Below are 16,308 nucleotides of genomic sequence, written 5' to 3' on the forward strand. Positions count from 1 at the left end.
CGAAGGAGGCCCTCATGGGTGCGCTGGAGTCGAAAAGAAGTTTGCTCATCTACGCAAAAGACATCACTATTGGTGATGTAACAGCGATCAACTCGTTCCTGTCCGAGCGAATCGCGCAGCCTGCCAGCGCACAGCGAGGAAGTGACGAGCGGCAGGTGGCACGTAGCGTCAGAGCGGCGCTGATGCACGTGATTGGAATTCTGCAGCACTCACTACCCCTTTCCAAAGAGGAGGTTGCCGATGCCGATAGTGGGCGGGCCCTGCGACTGCAGGTAGTTTCAGCATGGAACACCTTGTGGGCACTCACCTCTCCGTGGCAGCGGCATGAGGAGTACAATCTCGAACGCTGGCGACACGTTAAATACTGGGACCCAGAAGAGGAGTCAATGCGGCAATCCATGTTGACGCATTCGAGCGATGCCGATTCCATTACTGGATCGGCGTCCGAAGAGTAGGAATTTCAGAGCCCTTTGACGCAAACCTGCGTGAGCATTTTCCGAGGCTCCTCGGCTACGGTTGGAGAGCCTCGGGACCGCACGGCCACTACAAGGGACCGCGGGAGATTCGAAAGATGCCGAGTGTCGCGCAGGCGGAGATCCGTCGACATGATTGGGCCGCGATGCCTTGTGGCTGCGGCTTGCCTGCCTCACTTGCTCGAAGGGCTGCTGCAGGGCATGCCCACCGGCTCCCCTGGCGCGTTGCATGCCATGGACGGGCGATCGTTCCTGAGGGAGCCGGCGTCAGCCGTGGCCTCGGTGGCGCTGGGCATGTGCGGCCGCCTGGACCTTGGTGATCCCAACCTGCAGGGACACGTCCCGCGCGGCTCCTCAGCCATCGCTGGGGAGCCGCGCGGAACACCAGAGGCCATAAGGGATTTGAGCCGTTGGCAGCACCAGCCGGTGCTGCCCATCAGGAATTCCCCCGCAACAGACTGAGGGACTGACCAGGCCACATGCCCGACAGCCGCGGTGTACTGCGGTCAGTCGCCTGGCTGCTGCCCTCGGGACTCCCGCACTGTCGTTAAGGTCCCGGTGGGGCGGTAACCTACCTCCGGCCCGGCGTCCTCGTCGTCGATGAAGTCGGCTACCAGCCCCTCGAGCACACCGAGGCGAACCTGGTGTTGCAGGTGATCTCCAAGCGCTACGAAAAGGGCTTGGGCCAGCCCCGGTGAGGCGGCCGAGCGGTCATCGTTCGGCTCGTGTCGGCAACTCCCGGTGGGTCCACTTCACCCTGGCCAGTGAGGAGGCCTGGTTCGCCAACTCGAGTGTCGACATGTGGCTCGACGTCCTTCACCGTTACGGCAGTTGTGTCACCGTCTCGGAGCTTCTCAACGAGTCAGGTGGCCAGAGGAGCATTCTTCTGCGAAGAGCAGGAAGAGCAGGCTCCCCCAGCTGAAGAGGCTGGCCGAGGAGTTGAAGGAGATCGACCCTGCAGCGTTCACGAGCTACGAAGGGTTCCTATGGCCGGCGCTCCTGGATCGTTGGCTCTACTGGCCTTGGCCTGGTAGAGCCACGGCCCGTGTATCGGGAGCGCGCAGGGACGCCAGGGCAACCACTGAGATGATCTTGTGTGGGCTGTGATCGCGACGTCAAAGCCGCGGTTTCGGCCCATGCCTCATCTCGCAGGGACCTGACAGCGGCCGGATCTGCGGCTCTTCTGGGAGGGGCGGCGCGCGAGCCGGGGGCTAGGGTCTTGAAGGATTGTTGGAGGGAAATCGGGGTGAGGATGCCGATGACGTCACCTGAGCAGCATTTCGGTCGTGACGGACTGCGCCGGTTCGGCCAAGGGAGCCTGCTTGGTGCGCGGCTTCCTGGGGTAAGCCGGGTTCTGCTGACTGATACGGGGGTGCCACATGGAGTGCTGCCGTATTTCCGCGGTGCGGCTGAGGGCGATGCGGTTTCGCTCGGTGCTTTCGCGGCGCGCTCAGGGCAGCCTGGGCCTCCGGTCGAGATGGGGTCCTGGCCGCGCATCGGCGTTGACGGTCTGGCCCATGTGTGTGTCCGTCCTGATGGCGCGGTCCAGGCGGTGGTGCTGGAGGACGTGTTGGACGACATGTTCGTCAACACTGATGTGTCGACGTTCATCGCGTCGCTCCAGGCCTTGGACGTGGCGGTTCCTGCTGTCCTTGCTGCGGGCGGTCTGGCTGAGGCGGCTGCGGTGTTCAGCCGTCTCAACGAGGAACTACAGCAGGTCGATCCGGCTGCTTTCGCTCAGCGGGAGAGTTGGTGGCCCCGTGTGCTGGATGATCTCCGGCACACGATGAACTTCCCTTTCTCCGCGGCTTTCGAGTACGAGGACGAGTCCGGCCGGCGGCAGGTCGTGACCGAGTCGACGGGGCCATGCCAGCCGCACCCCGAGGAGATTATCTGGAGCCGGCTCTCCGCCCAGGGCGTCGCGCCGCGGCAGGTGCTGCGTGTCTACTGCCAGTTGGAACCGTGCCTGATGCCGGGGCATTACTGCGCGGTGTGGATGTCTCAGCTGTTTCCTCGGGCTGAGTTCACTCACAGCTTCGACTACGGGGAGTCGGCTGACTCCCGTGAGCAGGGCTTGCGGGAACTGATTGTTCACTCTGCTCGGCAGCCGGGTCAGCCGTGACCGCCTGGAGTCGGCCAGAGGGGGGCCGTGAGCCGGCCGCTGCGGCGTTACTGGGCTGGCTCGCCGATCCGTCGGCGCCGCCGCTGTGTGTGGTGGCCGGGTCCGAAGTGTGCGGGAAGACGTCTTTGCTGGCCTGGCTGGTGCGCCATGGCAGCCGTCACGGCACGCCATCGGAGCGGATGGTTCACGCCGTTGTTCCCGTCGCGGCGCGGACTGTTCTGGGAACCGTCTGGTCTTTGGGTGAGCAGCTCGGTGTGCTCGCCCGGTCTGCTGAGGAGCTCACGGCGCGGCTGGCTGGTGACGGGCGCCGTACTGTGGTTGTGCTGCCGAATGTCGAGCAGGTTGCGGTGGCGGAGCTCGCCGTGGCGCTGGCTGCGGTGCCACAGGTGCGGGTGATCGTCGAGTGCCGGACGGGATCCGCTCCTCATGGGGCGCTTGCCGGGCGGCAGGCGGCCGTGTTGGACCTGGATCTTCCTCAGTGGACGGACCCCGAAGCCTATGCGCGGTGGCTCTCCTCCGAGTCGGCCACGTCTGCCCGCTTGAGCAGCCGGCCAGGTAAGCACCGTGTTCCCAAGGTGGATCTGGGCGATGTCGCGGCGGTGTGTGCGGCTGATCCGCAAGCGGTGACCGCGGCCCTTGAGGCCGATCCGAAGGCCGGTGACGAGCGGCTGCGTGCCGCGTGGCTGCGTGCGGGCTCTTCCCTGGTCCGCGACCAGGACGCTGCGCAGCGAGCTGTGGTCCTGCTCACCGCGCTCGAGCATGGCAGTGGGTCGGCTGTGCGGGCAGAGCTCGAGGCGGTCGCCGCGGCATCGCCGTGGCGCGTGCGCTGGGTGCTCGGCAGAGGGGACCTTGTGCCGCCCTGGCCTGGTCCTGTGGTGGCTCTTGCCCCTGGCGGTGACCGGTTTCCTGGTGCGGTTCTGGTCGTCGATCTCTTCGGCACGATCCGTCGTGTCGCCTTCGAGGACGGTGCACCTGAGGGGCGGATTCTGGGATCCCCCGCCTCCGCGCTGGGCGTGCTCCAGGATGGATCGGTTCTCTGCCTGCAGGACACAGGGGGCATCGCAGCGGAGACCAGGTGGTCACAGCGGTCCGCATCGCGCGGGATCGCGTCGCTGGTCCAGGAGCAGTCCTACGCCGCGGATTCACTGGAAGCTGTCCTGCAAGGGCAACAGGGAACAGCCCTTGCCGCCGCGCCCAGTACGGACGGGGACGTCGTCGCTGTGGGCTGCGCGACGGGTGAGGTGCGTGTACTCGGCGCTGTCGAGGATCAGGTCTGTCTTCATTCCGGTCCGGTGACGGGCGTTGCGGTGGTTTCGGTGCCGTTGGGCGAGGGTGCTGTGACCTCTGTCGTCTACAGCGGAGGCGCTGATGGCACGGTGCGGCTGTGGGCGCCGGGCGGTGAGCCGATGGCCGCACCGTATGTGAGGCGTGGCTGTCCGGTTGTGGCGGTACATGCGGCACTCACGTCCCGTGGTCCTGCGCTCGCGATCGCGTGGGCGGACGGTCTGGTGGAGCTGCATGAACCAGGGTTGGGGCACGTGCGCGGTTTTCATCCGGGCCGGCCCGTCCGCGGTCTAGCGGTGACGCCGACGGGCGAGGTTGTGGTCGGGCTGGATGACGCGTTGATCTGCTTGTTCTTGTCGACGGAAGCCAGCGCGCAGGAAGGTGGGGTGCCGGGTCAGCGGAGCTGACTGATTCACGGTTCTCTCACAGCCTCTGAGTTGACGGTGCATCACCTCGCAGCTGAGAGTGGAAGCTTCGGGGCTTGTCTGTGCAGGGGGAGCACACGCATGGGAAAGCAGCTGCCTGACGATCTTGTCGAGGTCCTGGATCTGATCGGCATCGACTGGCCTCAGATCGACGAGGATGACGTCAAGGCCTCTGCCAAGGACTACCGGCATCTCGCCGAAGGTATCCGCGACGCGATCAAGGAAGGCAACAACGCCTGTTCTCACATCGTCGCGGGTAAGAGCAAGGGCGCTACTGTCACGGCGATCGACCGCCGGTGGGGCAAGCTCACCACTCGGGACCTCACCACCTTCGCAAATGGATGCGACAAGCTGGCCGGTGCGCTCGATGAGTGTGCCGATCTGATCGTCGGCTGCAAGGTCGCGATCATCGCGAAACTGACGGCAACGGCGGCTGCCGCCACGGCGGGTGTTGTCGGCATGATCTTCTCCGCGGGCCTGAGCGGTCTGCTGTCGGCGGCGGCCATCGCTGCGGCGCGCATCGTCATCCAGGAGGCCATCGACTACGCCGTCGAGCAGATCACCTCGATCGTCACCGACAAGATCGAGGCCAAGGTTCTCACGGAGATCGAGAAGCTGTTCTCCGACGCTCTCGGCGGTGGCAGCACCTATGACGTGATGGCCTCCGGCAGCGTGGACATGGCGCAGGACCTGGTGATCGAGTTCGACGAGTTCGAGCGCGCCTCGGGAGGCTACAAGGAGACGGCGTCCAACTTCGACAAGAAGAAGGGCGAGTTCAAGACCGGTGGTGCCGGCCGCAAGACGTCCGTGAAGAAGGACAGCCGGTTCCACAAGCTGGCCGTGGTCATGGACAAGGCCGAGGACGCCGTCGACAAGAAGGCCGACGAGATGGTCAAGACTCTCGAGGACCACGGCGGCAAGCTCGACAAGAGCAAGAAGGACCACAAGGACCACGACGACCACGTCAAGGACAAGTTCAAGTGCGACGGTGACGACGATGAAGTCCCGATGTACCTGCTCAACGCAGACGGTTCGGTAAAGGTCCTCAACTACAACGGCACCACCAGCAGCGTCTCCCCCACTGATGACTCGGGAATCTGGGACATCATGGAGAAGGACGGCACGGTCTGGCGGCCCGCTCCCCGCGAGAAGCACGGCTTCAACGTGCCTGCCGGTCGCACCGGCCCCAAGGTCACCTCGACGAAAATCGCCCCCGGCAGCACCGACCTGTCCCGCGCGACGGAGATCGCACGCTACGCGAAGCAGGACTACAGCGGCTCCAACTTTGCCGCCGGCCGGTACATCGACCCTGCCACCGGCAAGGAGTTGATCCTCGTCGGCGACAGCGGTGGCCCTCACTCGGAACGAACCATCGGCTACCCGCTGCTCAAGAATGGCAAGGAAGCCAACCTCGCCGCCGTCTACACCGAACGCGAACCATGCCAGCTCTCCCCCAAGTGCGACCAGTGGTTAGACCTCCACTTCAAATCGAAGAATCCAAACCTGGAGGTCACACACGCCAACGACTACGACCAGTCACAGAAGAACCTCTATCAGCGCGACAAGGAACACCGCGAGTACATGGCAGAATTGGAGAAACGCCATAAAGCCCAGGGTCACCCGTAGGAAAGGCTGAACCGTGCTGATCGACATCCAGCCCGACCAAGTGCTGAGCACCTTCGGACTGACCGGCGTCACCTACTTCCCCCAGCACACCCACAGCCTCATGCACGCGGGCACCGCCCGGTTCCTGGCAACGGTGGGACTGCCGTCGGACAAGCTCTTCTCCACCAAGCTCGACCTCGACGCCACAGACCTGCTTGAGCACCGGCCGACACTGAAGGCCGCATTCGACGCCGACGGCGCCACTCTCCCTGAGGAAGCCGAGCAGTGGGAGATCCTCGGGGAGTTCCAGTACGCCCTCGTCGCTCTGGACCCGAGGACGGGGCAGCTCTACTCGTTCGCCGAGGGCGAGGAGTTCTACGTCCCCATGCACCAGGACGTCTCTTCACTTGTCCACGCCCTCACCGTCATCGAGACCGGCCTCGCCGACCTCAAGAAGCTCCCCCGCGACGACGATCAGGGACGTGCCGAGGCCGTGGAAAAGCTCCGTACGAACATCGCGCAGGTCGACGAGACACCGTTCGCCAGCGAGGACGGCGAATGGAGCAGATACTTCGAGGAAATCAGCCTCGGCATGTGGGGCTGACGACGGACCGCCTGCCCAATCAGCATCGACCTCTACCCAGCGCGCGGCTTAGGCCGTGTCTCATAAATGATCACGCGCATGCCTCCAGGACCTGGTAGAACCGGAGCCGCGTGTGGTGCCGGACCATGCGTTTTGGAGGCATCGTGTCGGGACCAGCAGTTGGGCTGTGGATCTTCGAACCCTGCGCCTTCGAGGACATCCTGGCCGGAGTGGTCCCGTGGTTGGAGACCTTCTGCGAGCCGGTCGAGACCGAGGCCGGTGGCGATCTGGCCTTCCGGGTGCGAGACGGTTCGCCCTTGGGGCTGCAGGGCTTTGATTCGGCTGGCGTCGGCGGCTTCTTCCTGTCAGAGGACGAGTACCTGCCGGCGGATGACGAGGACTACTCGGCCTTCCCGACGCCACCGGTGCAGGGGCTGGTTCTCAGCGCCGGCTGTTCGGGGCCGGAGAATCATCTGCTGCTCGGTCACCTGGCCCTCGCCATGGCCCGCCGTCTCGGCGCGCTGGTCGACTTCGACGGCGTCCTCGGCTACCCCACCCCGCGCGATGAGACGCGCAACGAGGCGGACCTCGCCGAGGCGAGGGCACTGGTGGCTTCCCTGCCGGGGAAGGTGGCAGAGGTCTCCTACGACACGGGCGGCGTCGGCCGCTGGTTCCGGCATGTCGGTGACGTGGAGTTCATGGCCGCCTGGCTTCGGCATCCGGACTTCCACCTGGTCAAGTAGCGGACCCGGCCCTACTCGGCCGCTGGGTCAGGTCGCGGTGTCCCGCAGCCACAACACCAGCGACGCGATCAGCACGCAGGCACGGTAGCGGGCGGCCAGCTTGTCGAACCGGGTCGCGACGGCCCGGAACTGCTTCAACCGTGCGAAGCAGCGTTCGACCACATTCCGGCCTCGATAAGCCTGGGTGTCGAACGCGGGAGGCCGGCCGCCCAGTGCGCCTCGGCGAGCCTGGTTGGCGATCTGGTCGCGCCGTTCGGGGATCGTCGTCCTGATCTTCCGCTGCCGCAGCAGGTGGCGAATCTTCCGCGAGGAGTACGCCCTGTCCGCCACGACCCGGTCGGGCCTGGCGCGCGGCCGTCCGCTTCCGGCCCGCGGGACCCGGATCGCGTCCAGCACGGCGGGCAGCATGGTGCAGTCGGCGGTGTTGCCCGCGCTCAGCACGATCGACAGCGGCAGGCCCCGGCCATCGACCGCCAGGTGGACCTTCGTGGTCAGCCCGCCCCGGGACCGGCCGAGCGCCTCGCGACGCGCAACTGCTGCCGGATCATCCGATTCGTCCCCGGGCGCATCCCCTTTTTCCGGGCGCCAGCGGCGTGCTGGTGAGCCCGGGCAACGGTGGAGTCGATCGAGACCGTCCACTCCACGGCACCCACTGCATCGTCACGGGCCTGGACTTCCTCCAGCAGCTTGGCCCAGGTGCCGTCCTTCTCCCATTGGGCGAAGCGCCGGTAGACGGTCTGCCAGGGACCGTATCGCGACGGCAGGTCACGCCACGGCGCCCCAGTACGCAAGCGCCACAGCACTCCGTTGACCACCTGGCGATGGTCCCGCCACGGTCGGCCAGCACCGTCATGCTTCGGCAGCAACGGCTCTATTCGCGCCCAGGCCGCGTCGGTCAGCTCTCCTCGCCCCACAAGATCAATTATGAGACACGGCCTAGTCTTCTGAGTCAGGAATTCTGTTCAGATATGAGGCGAGGCGTTCGAGGATCTCGTCCGCGGTCCTGGTCCAGATGTAGGGCCTGGGGTCGGTGTTCCAGGCGGCGATCCAGGTTCGGATGTCCTGCTCCAGGGCCTGGACGGTCTTGTGGACGCCTCGCCGTATCTGCTTGTTGGTGAGCTCGGCGAACCACCGCTCCACCAGGTTGAGCCAGGATGATCCGGTCGGCGTGAAGTGCAGGTGGAATCTGGGGTGGGCCAGGAGCCAGGACTTGATGGCAGGGGTTTTGTGGGTGGCGTAGTTGTCCAGCACCAGGTGGACCTCGAGGCCGGCCGGGACTTCCTTGTCGAGCTTGATGAGGAACTTCTTGAACTCCTCGGCCCGGTGGCGCCGGTGCAGTGAGCCGATCACCTTGCCGGTCGCGACCTCCAGGGCGGCGAACAGGGTGGTGGTGCCGGCCCGTACGTAGTCGTGGGTGGTCCGCTGCGGGACTCCGGGCATCATCGGCAGCACCGGCTGAGAGCGGTCCAGGGCCTGGATCTGCGACTTTTCGTCCACGCAGAAGACCAGGGCCCGCTCGGGCGGGTCCAGATAGAGGCCGACGACGTCGTGGACCTTGTCGACGAAGTACGGATCCGTCGACAGCTTGAACGTCTCCGAGCGGTGCGGCTGCAGGCCGAACGCCCGCCAGATCCGGGACACGGTCGACTGCGACAGGCCCAGTTCCTTCGCCATCGAGCGCGTCGACCAATGGGTAGCGTTCTTCGGAGTGGACTCCAGCGTCCTGGTGACCAGGGCGGCCACCTGCTCGTCCGTCACTGTTCGTGGACCGCCCGAGCGGGGCAGGTCGCCCAGGCCAGCGATCCGGTGCTCGACGAACCTCGCCCGCCAGCGGCCCACCGCATGCGGAGTCGACCCGAGCCGGGCCGCGACGTCCTTGTTCGAAGCACCTTCCGCGCAGGCCAGGATGATCCGGCACCTCAGAGCCCACGCCTGCGGCGTGGAACGACGCCGCACCCACCCCTCGAGCGCGGCCCGTTCCTCACCAGACAGGATCAACTCGGCCTTCGGCCGCCCAGTACGCGCCACAGACCAAGCTTATACATCTGCACAGAATTCCTGACTCAGAAGACTAGGGTGCAGCAGTGCCTGCCAATGCCCCCACACCATCAGTCCCCCCATCAGCAAGGGGGCGATTCAGGCTGGCCACGCTCTCCCGCTTCACAGGACGCCCCGTGCGCGTCACGGTCCACGCCGCGCAATGCCCTGTCGTCCCGGATGACGGAAGGCTCGTGGACAGCAGCGGCGTATGGAGAGTCTCCGACCTGGACGGAATCGAAGTCACCCGTTGGCTGGACGTAGCTCAGGGAAAGGGCTTGCCCGTCCTGACGTCATGCCGTCGCTGCGGAGGATGGCAAGTCTGACCACAAGGCGCAGCCATGGATGCCGGCGTGATTTCCACATACCTTGCTGCGGCTCCCGCGCGCCTGCGGCGCGCTCCATGTGGTGGACCCCCTTGCAGCCCGCACGCTTACGTATCGTTCGCGCACCGTGGCGTCGAGTCCTCACAAAGCTGGGCGGGCATCGCTGGGTAGTCGAGAGAACCGTGTCCTGGCCGGCTGCCGACGACTCCACCGCCGCAACGAACACAGGGGCGCAAACACTTCCTCGCCTCGGGATAGCCACAGCCATCATCGGCTATCGCCAGCTGGCGGCTCTCCTCACGGCCTGAGCCGGTTCTGCTGCGCGTCGAAACACACCAGCCCCATAGACTCGGCCACGGCTGCTGCGTAGGCCGAGGCCTCCTCGGCCATGCTCCACCTCATGGGGAAGTAGATCAGCGGGCCACTGGCCTCGCCGATCAACGGCCCGGTCGACCACGGCGAGGTGTCCTCCTCGTCCTCGGTGAGGTCGCACCACCGCTCAAGCAACGCGGTCACGTAGGCCACTATGCGTTCGGACGGAGGCTCTTCCACCTCGCTGTCAATGTAGCGGTCGTACAGGTCGTTGAAGACCCGGCCGGCGGTCTTGTCATCCGCCGGCCTCTCGCCTTCCCAGACAGCCAGGTCGTAACTCATGCCCCGGAGATTCTCACACTGCACCGACACCCACCTTCCCGGTCGACATCCTCACGCTGGGGTCACAGCCCACTGTGGTTCCGATCCCCAGCCGCTCTGAAAGCGCAGAAGCCGGCAATCCCGTAGTGCCGTTAGGTGGACGCCGCCAGTCCGGAGCCACACTGCAATCTCCGCTTATAACTCCGCTGGGCAGCCAGGTCTGTCATCAGCCAAAGACGATGCAGAGTTGATGGGCCGTGTGCGATGCTGTCAGTGGCTCCGGGAGTGTTGGGGTACGTATGTGCGGTATGTGCGGCATCGACAGAGGATCCCCTCCCCCGCCCGTCAGAGCTGGGGGTGGTACTCACCAAACCGACGCGGCACCACCTCCGCCCGGAGCCACTTCGAACGCCCTGATCGTAGAGGGCGGTTCACGAGGTGTTGACCATTACCCCATTGAGCTGAAGTCTGCTACTTGTCACCTGGGCGGGCTTCTTGGCACCTGCGAGGCTTGAAGCCGGCCGGTTGTTCTTTCTCAGCTGTCCTGTCGCGTTGAACCTGTCGATTCCCACCCGTTCTCGTTTGTGCTGTCCGCTCCTCATCCGGGCGCGTGCTGAGAGACGATGCCTCGTCTCCTGTGGGATCTCACTTCGCCGGAACCTGATGGATCGAAGACGTCGACGGTGTCAGGCTCGCGAACGCGGTCGGCCACGCGACGTCATCGATGGCAAGCCACGGCGCAGTGGCTATGGCGGTGGGTGTCACCCCGGTGAACGCTTTGACCTCGCGGTGGAGGTGGGCCTGGTCGACGTAGCCGCTTGCGGCCGCCACCTGGGCGGCGGCGTTACCCGCCGCGAGGAGATGGGCGGCGTGGTCGAAGCGCACCAGCCGGGCGGCGTGCTTGGGAGTGAGGCCGATCTGGGACCGAAAGCGGGACCACAGGCGCTGACGGCTCCATCCCAGCTCTTTCGCCAGGTTGTCGACGCGCGCCAGTCCCCGGGTGGTGCGCATCAGCCGCCAAGCGGCGGCCACCTCTGGATCGAGCGACGGGCGGGCGCTCATCCGTCGGCCGAGGGCTTCCGCTGCGATCGTGAACCTCTCGTCCCATGACGCGGCGGCCCGCAGCCTTTCCTCGGTTCTCCCGGCGTCGCGGCCCCAGACATCGTCGAGGGAGACTACCGTCCCGCTAAGGTCGGTCGATGCTCCGAACACCGCAACCGCCAGGACCGGCGACAACCGGATCTGAAGGCACTCGATCCCCCCGGCCGCCCGGCCCCCGAGCCGAAGGTCGCCCGGTACCAGTCCAACGACCGTGCTGCCGCATTCGCGCCGGCCGTGGGCGTCGTAGACAAGCCCGTCTCCGTCGCTCAGGTCCACGAACAGAGTCACCGAGGAGTGCGCGACCATGGCGATATCCACGTCTGCCGGAGCACGCTGGCGGAACCCGGCCATGCTGACCCCTGGCAGCCGGCCGGGCTGGCGGGGCACGGCGACCTCCACCGACGCCCAGTCAGGTGGTGATTCGGTGGGCTTCACAGCAACAGGCTAGGCGATGGGTGTCAGCGGCCCGTCGCTGCGAAGCGCAGCAGCAACTCCCTGGTTTCCTCCGGCGCTTCGAGCATGGGGAAGTGCCCGACGTCGGGCAGCTGCTCGACTCGCGCGTTCGGCACCGTGTCGTAGTGGCGCGCCGAAGACGGATCCCAGCGGGGGTCGGCAGCGCCGAAGATCACCAGAATGGGGACATCGAGTGCGGTCAGGCGTGCGGGTACGCTCCTCTCGGCGATGTACGCGCCGTTTTGGCGCAGCACCGTTCTGAACGTGCGGTAGTTGATGCCCCGTACGTCGGCGATCAGGTCGTCCGGGACGTCCACCGGGCGGTTGCACACCGCGGTCACCCCCCGGCGGAGCATCGCCTTGGAACGGACTCTCCATAGAAGCGGGCCGAGCGGCGGGTCGATCAGGACCCGAAGGAGGGCGGGCTGCGGAAGGAGCGCGTCGGGACTCGGGCCACTGCTGATCAGTGCGAGCGAACCCACCAGGTCCGGGCGCTGTTCGGCGAGGGCGGTGGCGATGTACCCGCCGCTGGAGTGCCCGGCCACAGTGACTGGACGAAGGCCGAGCTCGTCGAGCGCCGCGGCCAGGCTGGCTGCCTGCTCAGGCACGTCGTAGGACGGCGCGGGCGGGGACTGACCGTGGCCCGGGAGGTCGATCAGGATGACGTGATACCGGCTGGCCAGTGCCGGCACTACCGGGCCCCAGGAGCTGCCCGAGGCCCCCGATCCGTGGATGAGCAGTAGCGGCGGCGCCTCCCGCGGGCCGTCGTGGACCACGTGCATCCCGTGCACGTGCTTACCGTCGTGGATAGCCATACTCGGGAGGATGCCGGGCTGCCGGCCCTCGGTCTTGTACAAATGTCGTCACGGGGCGGACGATCGCCAGGACTTCCGTGAACCCTTATCCACGTCACGTCGGCCGTGTGGGAGATCGGTGGCCCACCCGGAGGCGAAATCGTCGTACAGGCGCTGCTGCGCCCTGGAAGGACAACGATTCCACCTTGCGGAGGCGCGGCTTGTCTGAACCGCATGGGGCAGGCGGCACGTCCAGCCCTTCCTCAGATCGAGGAGGCTCTCGCTCAGCCACGCCGCGGCGGACAACCCTGGAGGTGGGGGATCGCCTTCGACCTGGAGTTCCTGCACACGTGCCGCGTCATCCTCACACGCCTGCGGGACGTTCCTGCAGCTTGTCACTCGTCATCGTCCGGTGACGGCCTGATGTAGCTGAGGTCGAGGATGTAGTGCTCGGGGGTGGGGCAGTCGGCCCAGGCCTGCGTGACACGCTCTGGGCTCCAGTCTTCTTCGATCTCCTGAAGGGTGAGGTTGTAGTAGTCGGCGGCGGCTTGGCGGCTGGCCCACCAGGCGGTTCCTTCGTAGACGCCGGGCTCGGGCAGCGTCATCTCTCCGGCGGGACCCAGGGTGAGCTGGTTGACGACGAGGATGCCGGTCTCCGAGTCGAGAGTGATGGGCGCGTGGCCTTCGGCTTCGGCGGGAGGCGGGGGTGGGGTGTCCCAGAGGCGGATGGTGATGTGGACGCGGATGTCGGGCTGGAGGGTGTGGATGTAGAGGTGGTAGCCGTTGCCGGCTACGACCTGCTGGCGGGAGGTGGCCATGGCCTGCTCGTCGCCGAGGTAGGCGTCTGCGTCGTAGACCTCGACGATGCGGCGGTCTGGGCGGGCGGTGACGCTGAACTCGGCGACGGGCTGCATGCGAGCGGGGCTCCTTGGGTCAGGGGGTGATCTTCACGTAGAAGGGGTCGCCGTCGAGTATGCGGTTGGCGATGTACATGCTGTTGAGCATTCGGCCACCGGCCTCGTTGTCCGTGCCTTCGATGAGGCGGACGGAGAAGCGGTTGTTGCCCTTCAAAGATCCTTCGTAGGTGCTGGCGAAGGGGTACTCGTCGCACTGCAGTCGGGTGCCGGAGTAGTCGCCCCAGATCTTCTTGCACTCCTTGATGGAGTTGGCTCGCTGCTTGTCGCTTTTGTCGGTGTCGACGAGGCGGTGCAGGGGTTCCTTCTCACCGGGTACTGACTTGCCGAGGAAGGAGGGGAAGGTTCGTTCGGGACGCTTGAGTGCGTCGTAGATGTGCAGGGCGCTTTCGTTGACGGCGGGGTCCTTCTGGCTCATGACGAGCTCGGCCCTGGCCTGGGTGAAGACGGCGCCCTTGTACTTGCCGGCGATGGGGCCGGCGTAGTCGAAGCGGAAGGTGGACTGGAAGCTGCCGACCTCAACGTAGGGGTCCACGGTGGGCGAGTTCACGGTGGTGGTCATGTCCAGCACGGTGAAGACACGCTGGAGGTTGCCCTGTGCGTACTGCGCTCCGAGGTCGGGTGAGCTGTAGACGAGTGTCCAGGTGGGCCTGGAGTCCCAGACGCCGAGCAGTTCATCGCGCTTGGTGTCGGTGGGCTGGGTGAGCTGGGGGTTGGGGTCGCTGGAGGTGGCGTCGACGGAGGTGCTGAAGTGCTGGCCGATGCGCCACTGTTTGGCGTCCTCGTCCCCTGAGGCGGCGACCTGGATGTTCTCCACGCTGGCGGCGAAGTCAACCTCGCGGGTGCCGTCATGGGCGAAGCCCAGGACCCATGAGTCGAAGATGAGGCGTCCTCGGGTGTTCTCGGGCTTGTTCCTGTCGCGGAGGACCAGGTCGTAGTGGCGCTTGTAGCAGCTTTCGAAGCGGCTCTTGAGCCAGCCGGTCTTGGACTTGGCCTCGGCTTCGTGTTTGGCGCATTCGGCCCGCAGGTCGGGTTCCTGCGCCGGCAGTAAGGCCGCGGTCCGAGGCTTGGGCGTCGGACGGCTCTTTCCCAAGTACTCGGCCAGAGGAACGGGTGCGGGTAGCTTCTTCAGCTCGCTCGCCGAGAGGGTACTGGCATCGACGAAGTCGACGCCCGTCGGGGTGACATCGGGGCGCGGCTGAGCGGCGTTGGCGGTGGCGGGTATGAGTAGGGCGCTGAGAAGGCATGCGGCTGTGATGCCGCGTGTCCAGCGCTTGGTGAGGTGGGTGGGCAAGGTCGCTCCTATGCGTGAGGTGCGCAGGTGTGGTGCCGCGGTTGGGTCGGGGCAGGGCTTTCGTGGCCGTTGGGTGGGTCAGGCGGCGTGGCACATGTCGCCCCAGCAGGCTTCGAGGAGCTGGCCTGTCTGAGCGGAGTAGAGGGCGGTGAACCCGGTGTAGGTGTGGCCGGTGGGTCGCAGGCCGGGTGTCGGCTGGGTGGAGGTCACCTGCCACGCTGGCCCGTCAGCAGTCATGGCAGCCTGCGGCTGGGTCGCTGTGGCAGTGATGGTCTCAGGGGCGACGTGGAAAGCTGCCGCTGCCTGCTCGATCACAGTGTCGGCGGATACTTCCGAGCTGTTGCGGGCGGAGAGGCGGCGGCCGGCCTGGACCTGCTCCGAAGTGGCGTTGCACTGGCCGATGGTGCGGACGCATTCGGCGAGGCCGGCAACGGTCTCGAGGCAGTGGTCGGGGTCGTTGGCCAGGCACTGCTGAAGTGCGGTCTGGTCGACGCCGTTGTACACCGCCGGCGAGGTGGTCGCGCCTGCCAGGGGCGGGGCCATGAAGGTGGTCGCTGGCGGCGCGACGGTGGCGGGCTTGCGCGGCTTGCTCACGGTCCACTGGGCGAAGGAGGTGTTGTCGGTCAGTGTCGCGTTGATGCAGTTCGGCGGCTTCTTGGTGGCACTGCACGCGGGAAGGGTGACGACTTTCGCCGTGTTCTTGGTGGCGACCTGGCGCCATGTTTTGTTGCCGTCCATGAACTGCATGCGGTTGGCGATCTGTGGGACGTCGATGTACTGGTGCCCCAGGAGTTCCAGGCCGGTGTCGATGCGGTTCGTGGACCCGGGGACGACCTTCAGCTGATCGGTGGTGGTGCCGACCGTGTTGAAGTCGTACAGGACGTCCCACTGGTCGCCGGTGGACTGGCGCAGCAGCATGTAGGTGTGGTTGCGGCCGTCCGGTTTGGCCGGGTCGACACCGGCGGTGATGGCCTTGGTCTTGCCGCCGTTCTTGCCGAGCTCGGTCCATTTGGGGCCGTAGGTCGAGGTGGTCTTGCCCGTCTTCTCGGCGTAGAGGCCGATCTCGATGTTGTTGGCGAACGGTGAGCTCTCCGTGTTGGGGGTGAGCCGCAGGTAGTTCGCCGCGGTGACGGTGGTGTTCGGGGTGTCGACCTTGTCGAAGGCGATGGGGACGTTTCTCCAGGTGGCGAATCCGCCGATCATCGGCTCGCCGGGTTCGCTGCAGGTCATGGCGTAGGAGCCGATGTTGCCTGCGTAAGTCATGTCGCATGGCTGCTGAGGAGCGGCGGCGTGAGCCGGATTGACGCCGAGGGCGAGCAGGGCGGTCAGGCCTAAGCCGGCGGCAAGCACGCGTGGGGAAGGGGGCATAGAGATCGTCTTCTCTCGTTTCAGGAGCCGGTTGCGGCGCACACGTGGAATGGGCATGCGCGCGTAGGCAACCGGTGTGAATGCGTGGGTGACTCATGCAGAAGGCCGACAGCCCGGCAGCGGACCGGCAGCGGTCGGCAGGCGTCATCCGGT

The 16,308-nt window shown here is 66.1% G+C and carries 14 protein-coding genes and 1 pseudogene; 7 read left to right on the forward strand and 8 right to left on the reverse strand.

Annotation, left to right across the window (positions count from 1 at the left end; genetic code table 11):
• Positions 1–14 precede the first annotated feature (14 nt).
• From ACFY8W_RS36385 to ACFY8W_RS36415, 7 genes and pseudogenes are all read left to right on the forward strand, one after another.
• The gene (locus ACFY8W_RS36385; protein WP_391115090.1) at positions 15–455 is read left to right on the forward strand and encodes a hypothetical protein; all 441 of its coding nucleotides are present in this window, start codon (positions 15–17) and stop codon (positions 453–455) included.
• Positions 456–1,042: 587 nt separating this feature from the next.
• A pseudogene (locus ACFY8W_RS36390) lies at positions 1,043–1,153 on the forward strand (ATP-binding protein); the annotation flags it as partial.
• A gap of 578 nt (positions 1,154–1,731) precedes the next feature.
• A complete protein-coding gene (locus ACFY8W_RS36395) occupies positions 1,732–2,595 on the forward strand; it encodes an SUKH-4 family immunity protein (protein WP_391115093.1) in 864 nt (287 codons plus the stop codon).
• A complete protein-coding gene (locus ACFY8W_RS36400) occupies positions 2,592–4,286 on the forward strand; it encodes a hypothetical protein (RefSeq protein ID WP_391115096.1) in 1,695 nt (564 codons plus the stop codon). The genes ACFY8W_RS36395 and ACFY8W_RS36400 overlap by 4 nt, the downstream gene beginning before the upstream one ends.
• Positions 4,287–4,385: 99 nt before the next feature.
• A complete protein-coding gene (locus ACFY8W_RS36405; protein ID WP_391115099.1) occupies positions 4,386–5,930 on the forward strand; it encodes a nucleic acid/nucleotide deaminase domain-containing protein in 1,545 nt (514 codons plus the stop codon).
• 13 nt (positions 5,931–5,943) lie between these two features.
• On the forward strand, positions 5,944–6,513 hold the full coding sequence (locus ACFY8W_RS36410) for an SUKH-4 family immunity protein (protein ID WP_391115102.1): 570 nt from the start codon (positions 5,944–5,946) through the stop codon (positions 6,511–6,513).
• Between the two features lie 125 nt (positions 6,514–6,638).
• A complete protein-coding gene (locus ACFY8W_RS36415; protein WP_391115182.1) occupies positions 6,639–7,235 on the forward strand; it encodes a DUF6368 family protein in 597 nt (198 codons plus the stop codon).
• 27 nt (positions 7,236–7,262) lie between these two features.
• On the opposite strand, the gene ACFY8W_RS36420 is transcribed toward ACFY8W_RS36415, so the two are convergent.
• From ACFY8W_RS36420 to ACFY8W_RS36455, 8 genes are all read right to left on the reverse strand, one after another.
• Positions 7,263–8,149 (reverse strand): IS5 family transposase gene (locus ACFY8W_RS36420; protein ID WP_391115105.1). Its coding sequence is split into 2 segments (ribosomal slippage): positions 7,263–7,804 and positions 7,804–8,149, totalling 888 coding nucleotides; the frame shifts between segments, so codons are not numbered across the junction.
• A gap of 22 nt (positions 8,150–8,171) precedes the next feature.
• Positions 8,172–9,263: an IS630 family transposase gene (locus tag ACFY8W_RS36425; protein ID WP_391115107.1), complete on the reverse strand. Its 1,092-nt coding sequence runs from the start codon at positions 9,261–9,263 to the stop codon at positions 8,172–8,174.
• 632 nt (positions 9,264–9,895) lie between these two features.
• Positions 9,896–10,252 carry a hypothetical protein gene (locus ACFY8W_RS36430; RefSeq protein WP_391115110.1) on the reverse strand — a complete coding sequence of 119 codons (357 nt, stop codon included), beginning with the start codon at positions 10,250–10,252 and terminating at the stop codon, positions 9,896–9,898.
• 624 nt (positions 10,253–10,876) lie between these two features.
• Entirely contained in the window at positions 10,877–11,683 is an 807-nt protein-coding gene (locus ACFY8W_RS36435; protein ID WP_391115185.1) for a helix-turn-helix domain-containing protein, read from the reverse strand.
• 107 nt (positions 11,684–11,790) lie between these two features.
• The gene (locus ACFY8W_RS36440) at positions 11,791–12,600 is read right to left on the reverse strand and encodes an alpha/beta fold hydrolase (protein ID WP_391115113.1); all 810 of its coding nucleotides are present in this window, start codon (positions 12,598–12,600) and stop codon (positions 11,791–11,793) included.
• A gap of 374 nt (positions 12,601–12,974) precedes the next feature.
• The gene (locus ACFY8W_RS36445) at positions 12,975–13,493 is read right to left on the reverse strand and encodes a hypothetical protein (protein WP_391115116.1); all 519 of its coding nucleotides are present in this window, start codon (positions 13,491–13,493) and stop codon (positions 12,975–12,977) included.
• Between the two features lie 19 nt (positions 13,494–13,512).
• A complete protein-coding gene (locus ACFY8W_RS36450) occupies positions 13,513–14,787 on the reverse strand; it encodes a NucA/NucB deoxyribonuclease domain-containing protein (RefSeq protein ID WP_391115119.1) in 1,275 nt (424 codons plus the stop codon).
• A 78-nt stretch (positions 14,788–14,865) separates the two neighbouring features.
• The gene (locus tag ACFY8W_RS36455; RefSeq protein ID WP_391115122.1) at positions 14,866–16,050 is read right to left on the reverse strand and encodes a hypothetical protein; all 1,185 of its coding nucleotides are present in this window, start codon (positions 16,048–16,050) and stop codon (positions 14,866–14,868) included.
• Between the last annotated feature and the right edge of the window lie 258 nt (positions 16,051–16,308).

Origin of the sequence: Streptomyces sp. NPDC012637 (genome assembly GCF_042954805.1) — a bacterium.
GTDB lineage: Bacteria > Actinomycetota > Actinomycetes > Streptomycetales > Streptomycetaceae > Streptomyces.

Coding starts and splice junctions, on each gene's coding strand:
- ACFY8W_RS36440 (WP_391115113.1), bottom strand. CDS start 12,600: ATGGCTATCCACGACGGTAAGCACGTGCACGGGATGCACGTGGTCCAC.
- ACFY8W_RS36430 (WP_391115110.1), bottom strand. CDS start 10,252: ATGAGTTACGACCTGGCTGTCTGGGAAGGCGAGAGGCCGGCGGATGAC.
- ACFY8W_RS36405 (WP_391115099.1), top strand. CDS start 4,386: ATGGGAAAGCAGCTGCCTGACGATCTTGTCGAGGTCCTGGATCTGATC.
- ACFY8W_RS36445 (WP_391115116.1), bottom strand. CDS start 13,493: ATGCAGCCCGTCGCCGAGTTCAGCGTCACCGCCCGCCCAGACCGCCGC.
- ACFY8W_RS36415 (WP_391115182.1), top strand. CDS start 6,639: ATGCGTTTTGGAGGCATCGTGTCGGGACCAGCAGTTGGGCTGTGGATC.
- ACFY8W_RS36385 (WP_391115090.1), top strand. CDS start 15: ATGGGTGCGCTGGAGTCGAAAAGAAGTTTGCTCATCTACGCAAAAGAC.
- ACFY8W_RS36435 (WP_391115185.1), bottom strand. CDS start 11,683: ATGGCCGGGTTCCGCCAGCGTGCTCCGGCAGACGTGGATATCGCCATG.
- ACFY8W_RS36395 (WP_391115093.1), top strand. CDS start 1,732: ATGACGTCACCTGAGCAGCATTTCGGTCGTGACGGACTGCGCCGGTTC.
- ACFY8W_RS36455 (WP_391115122.1), bottom strand. CDS start 16,050: ATGACTTACGCAGGCAACATCGGCTCCTACGCCATGACCTGCAGCGAA.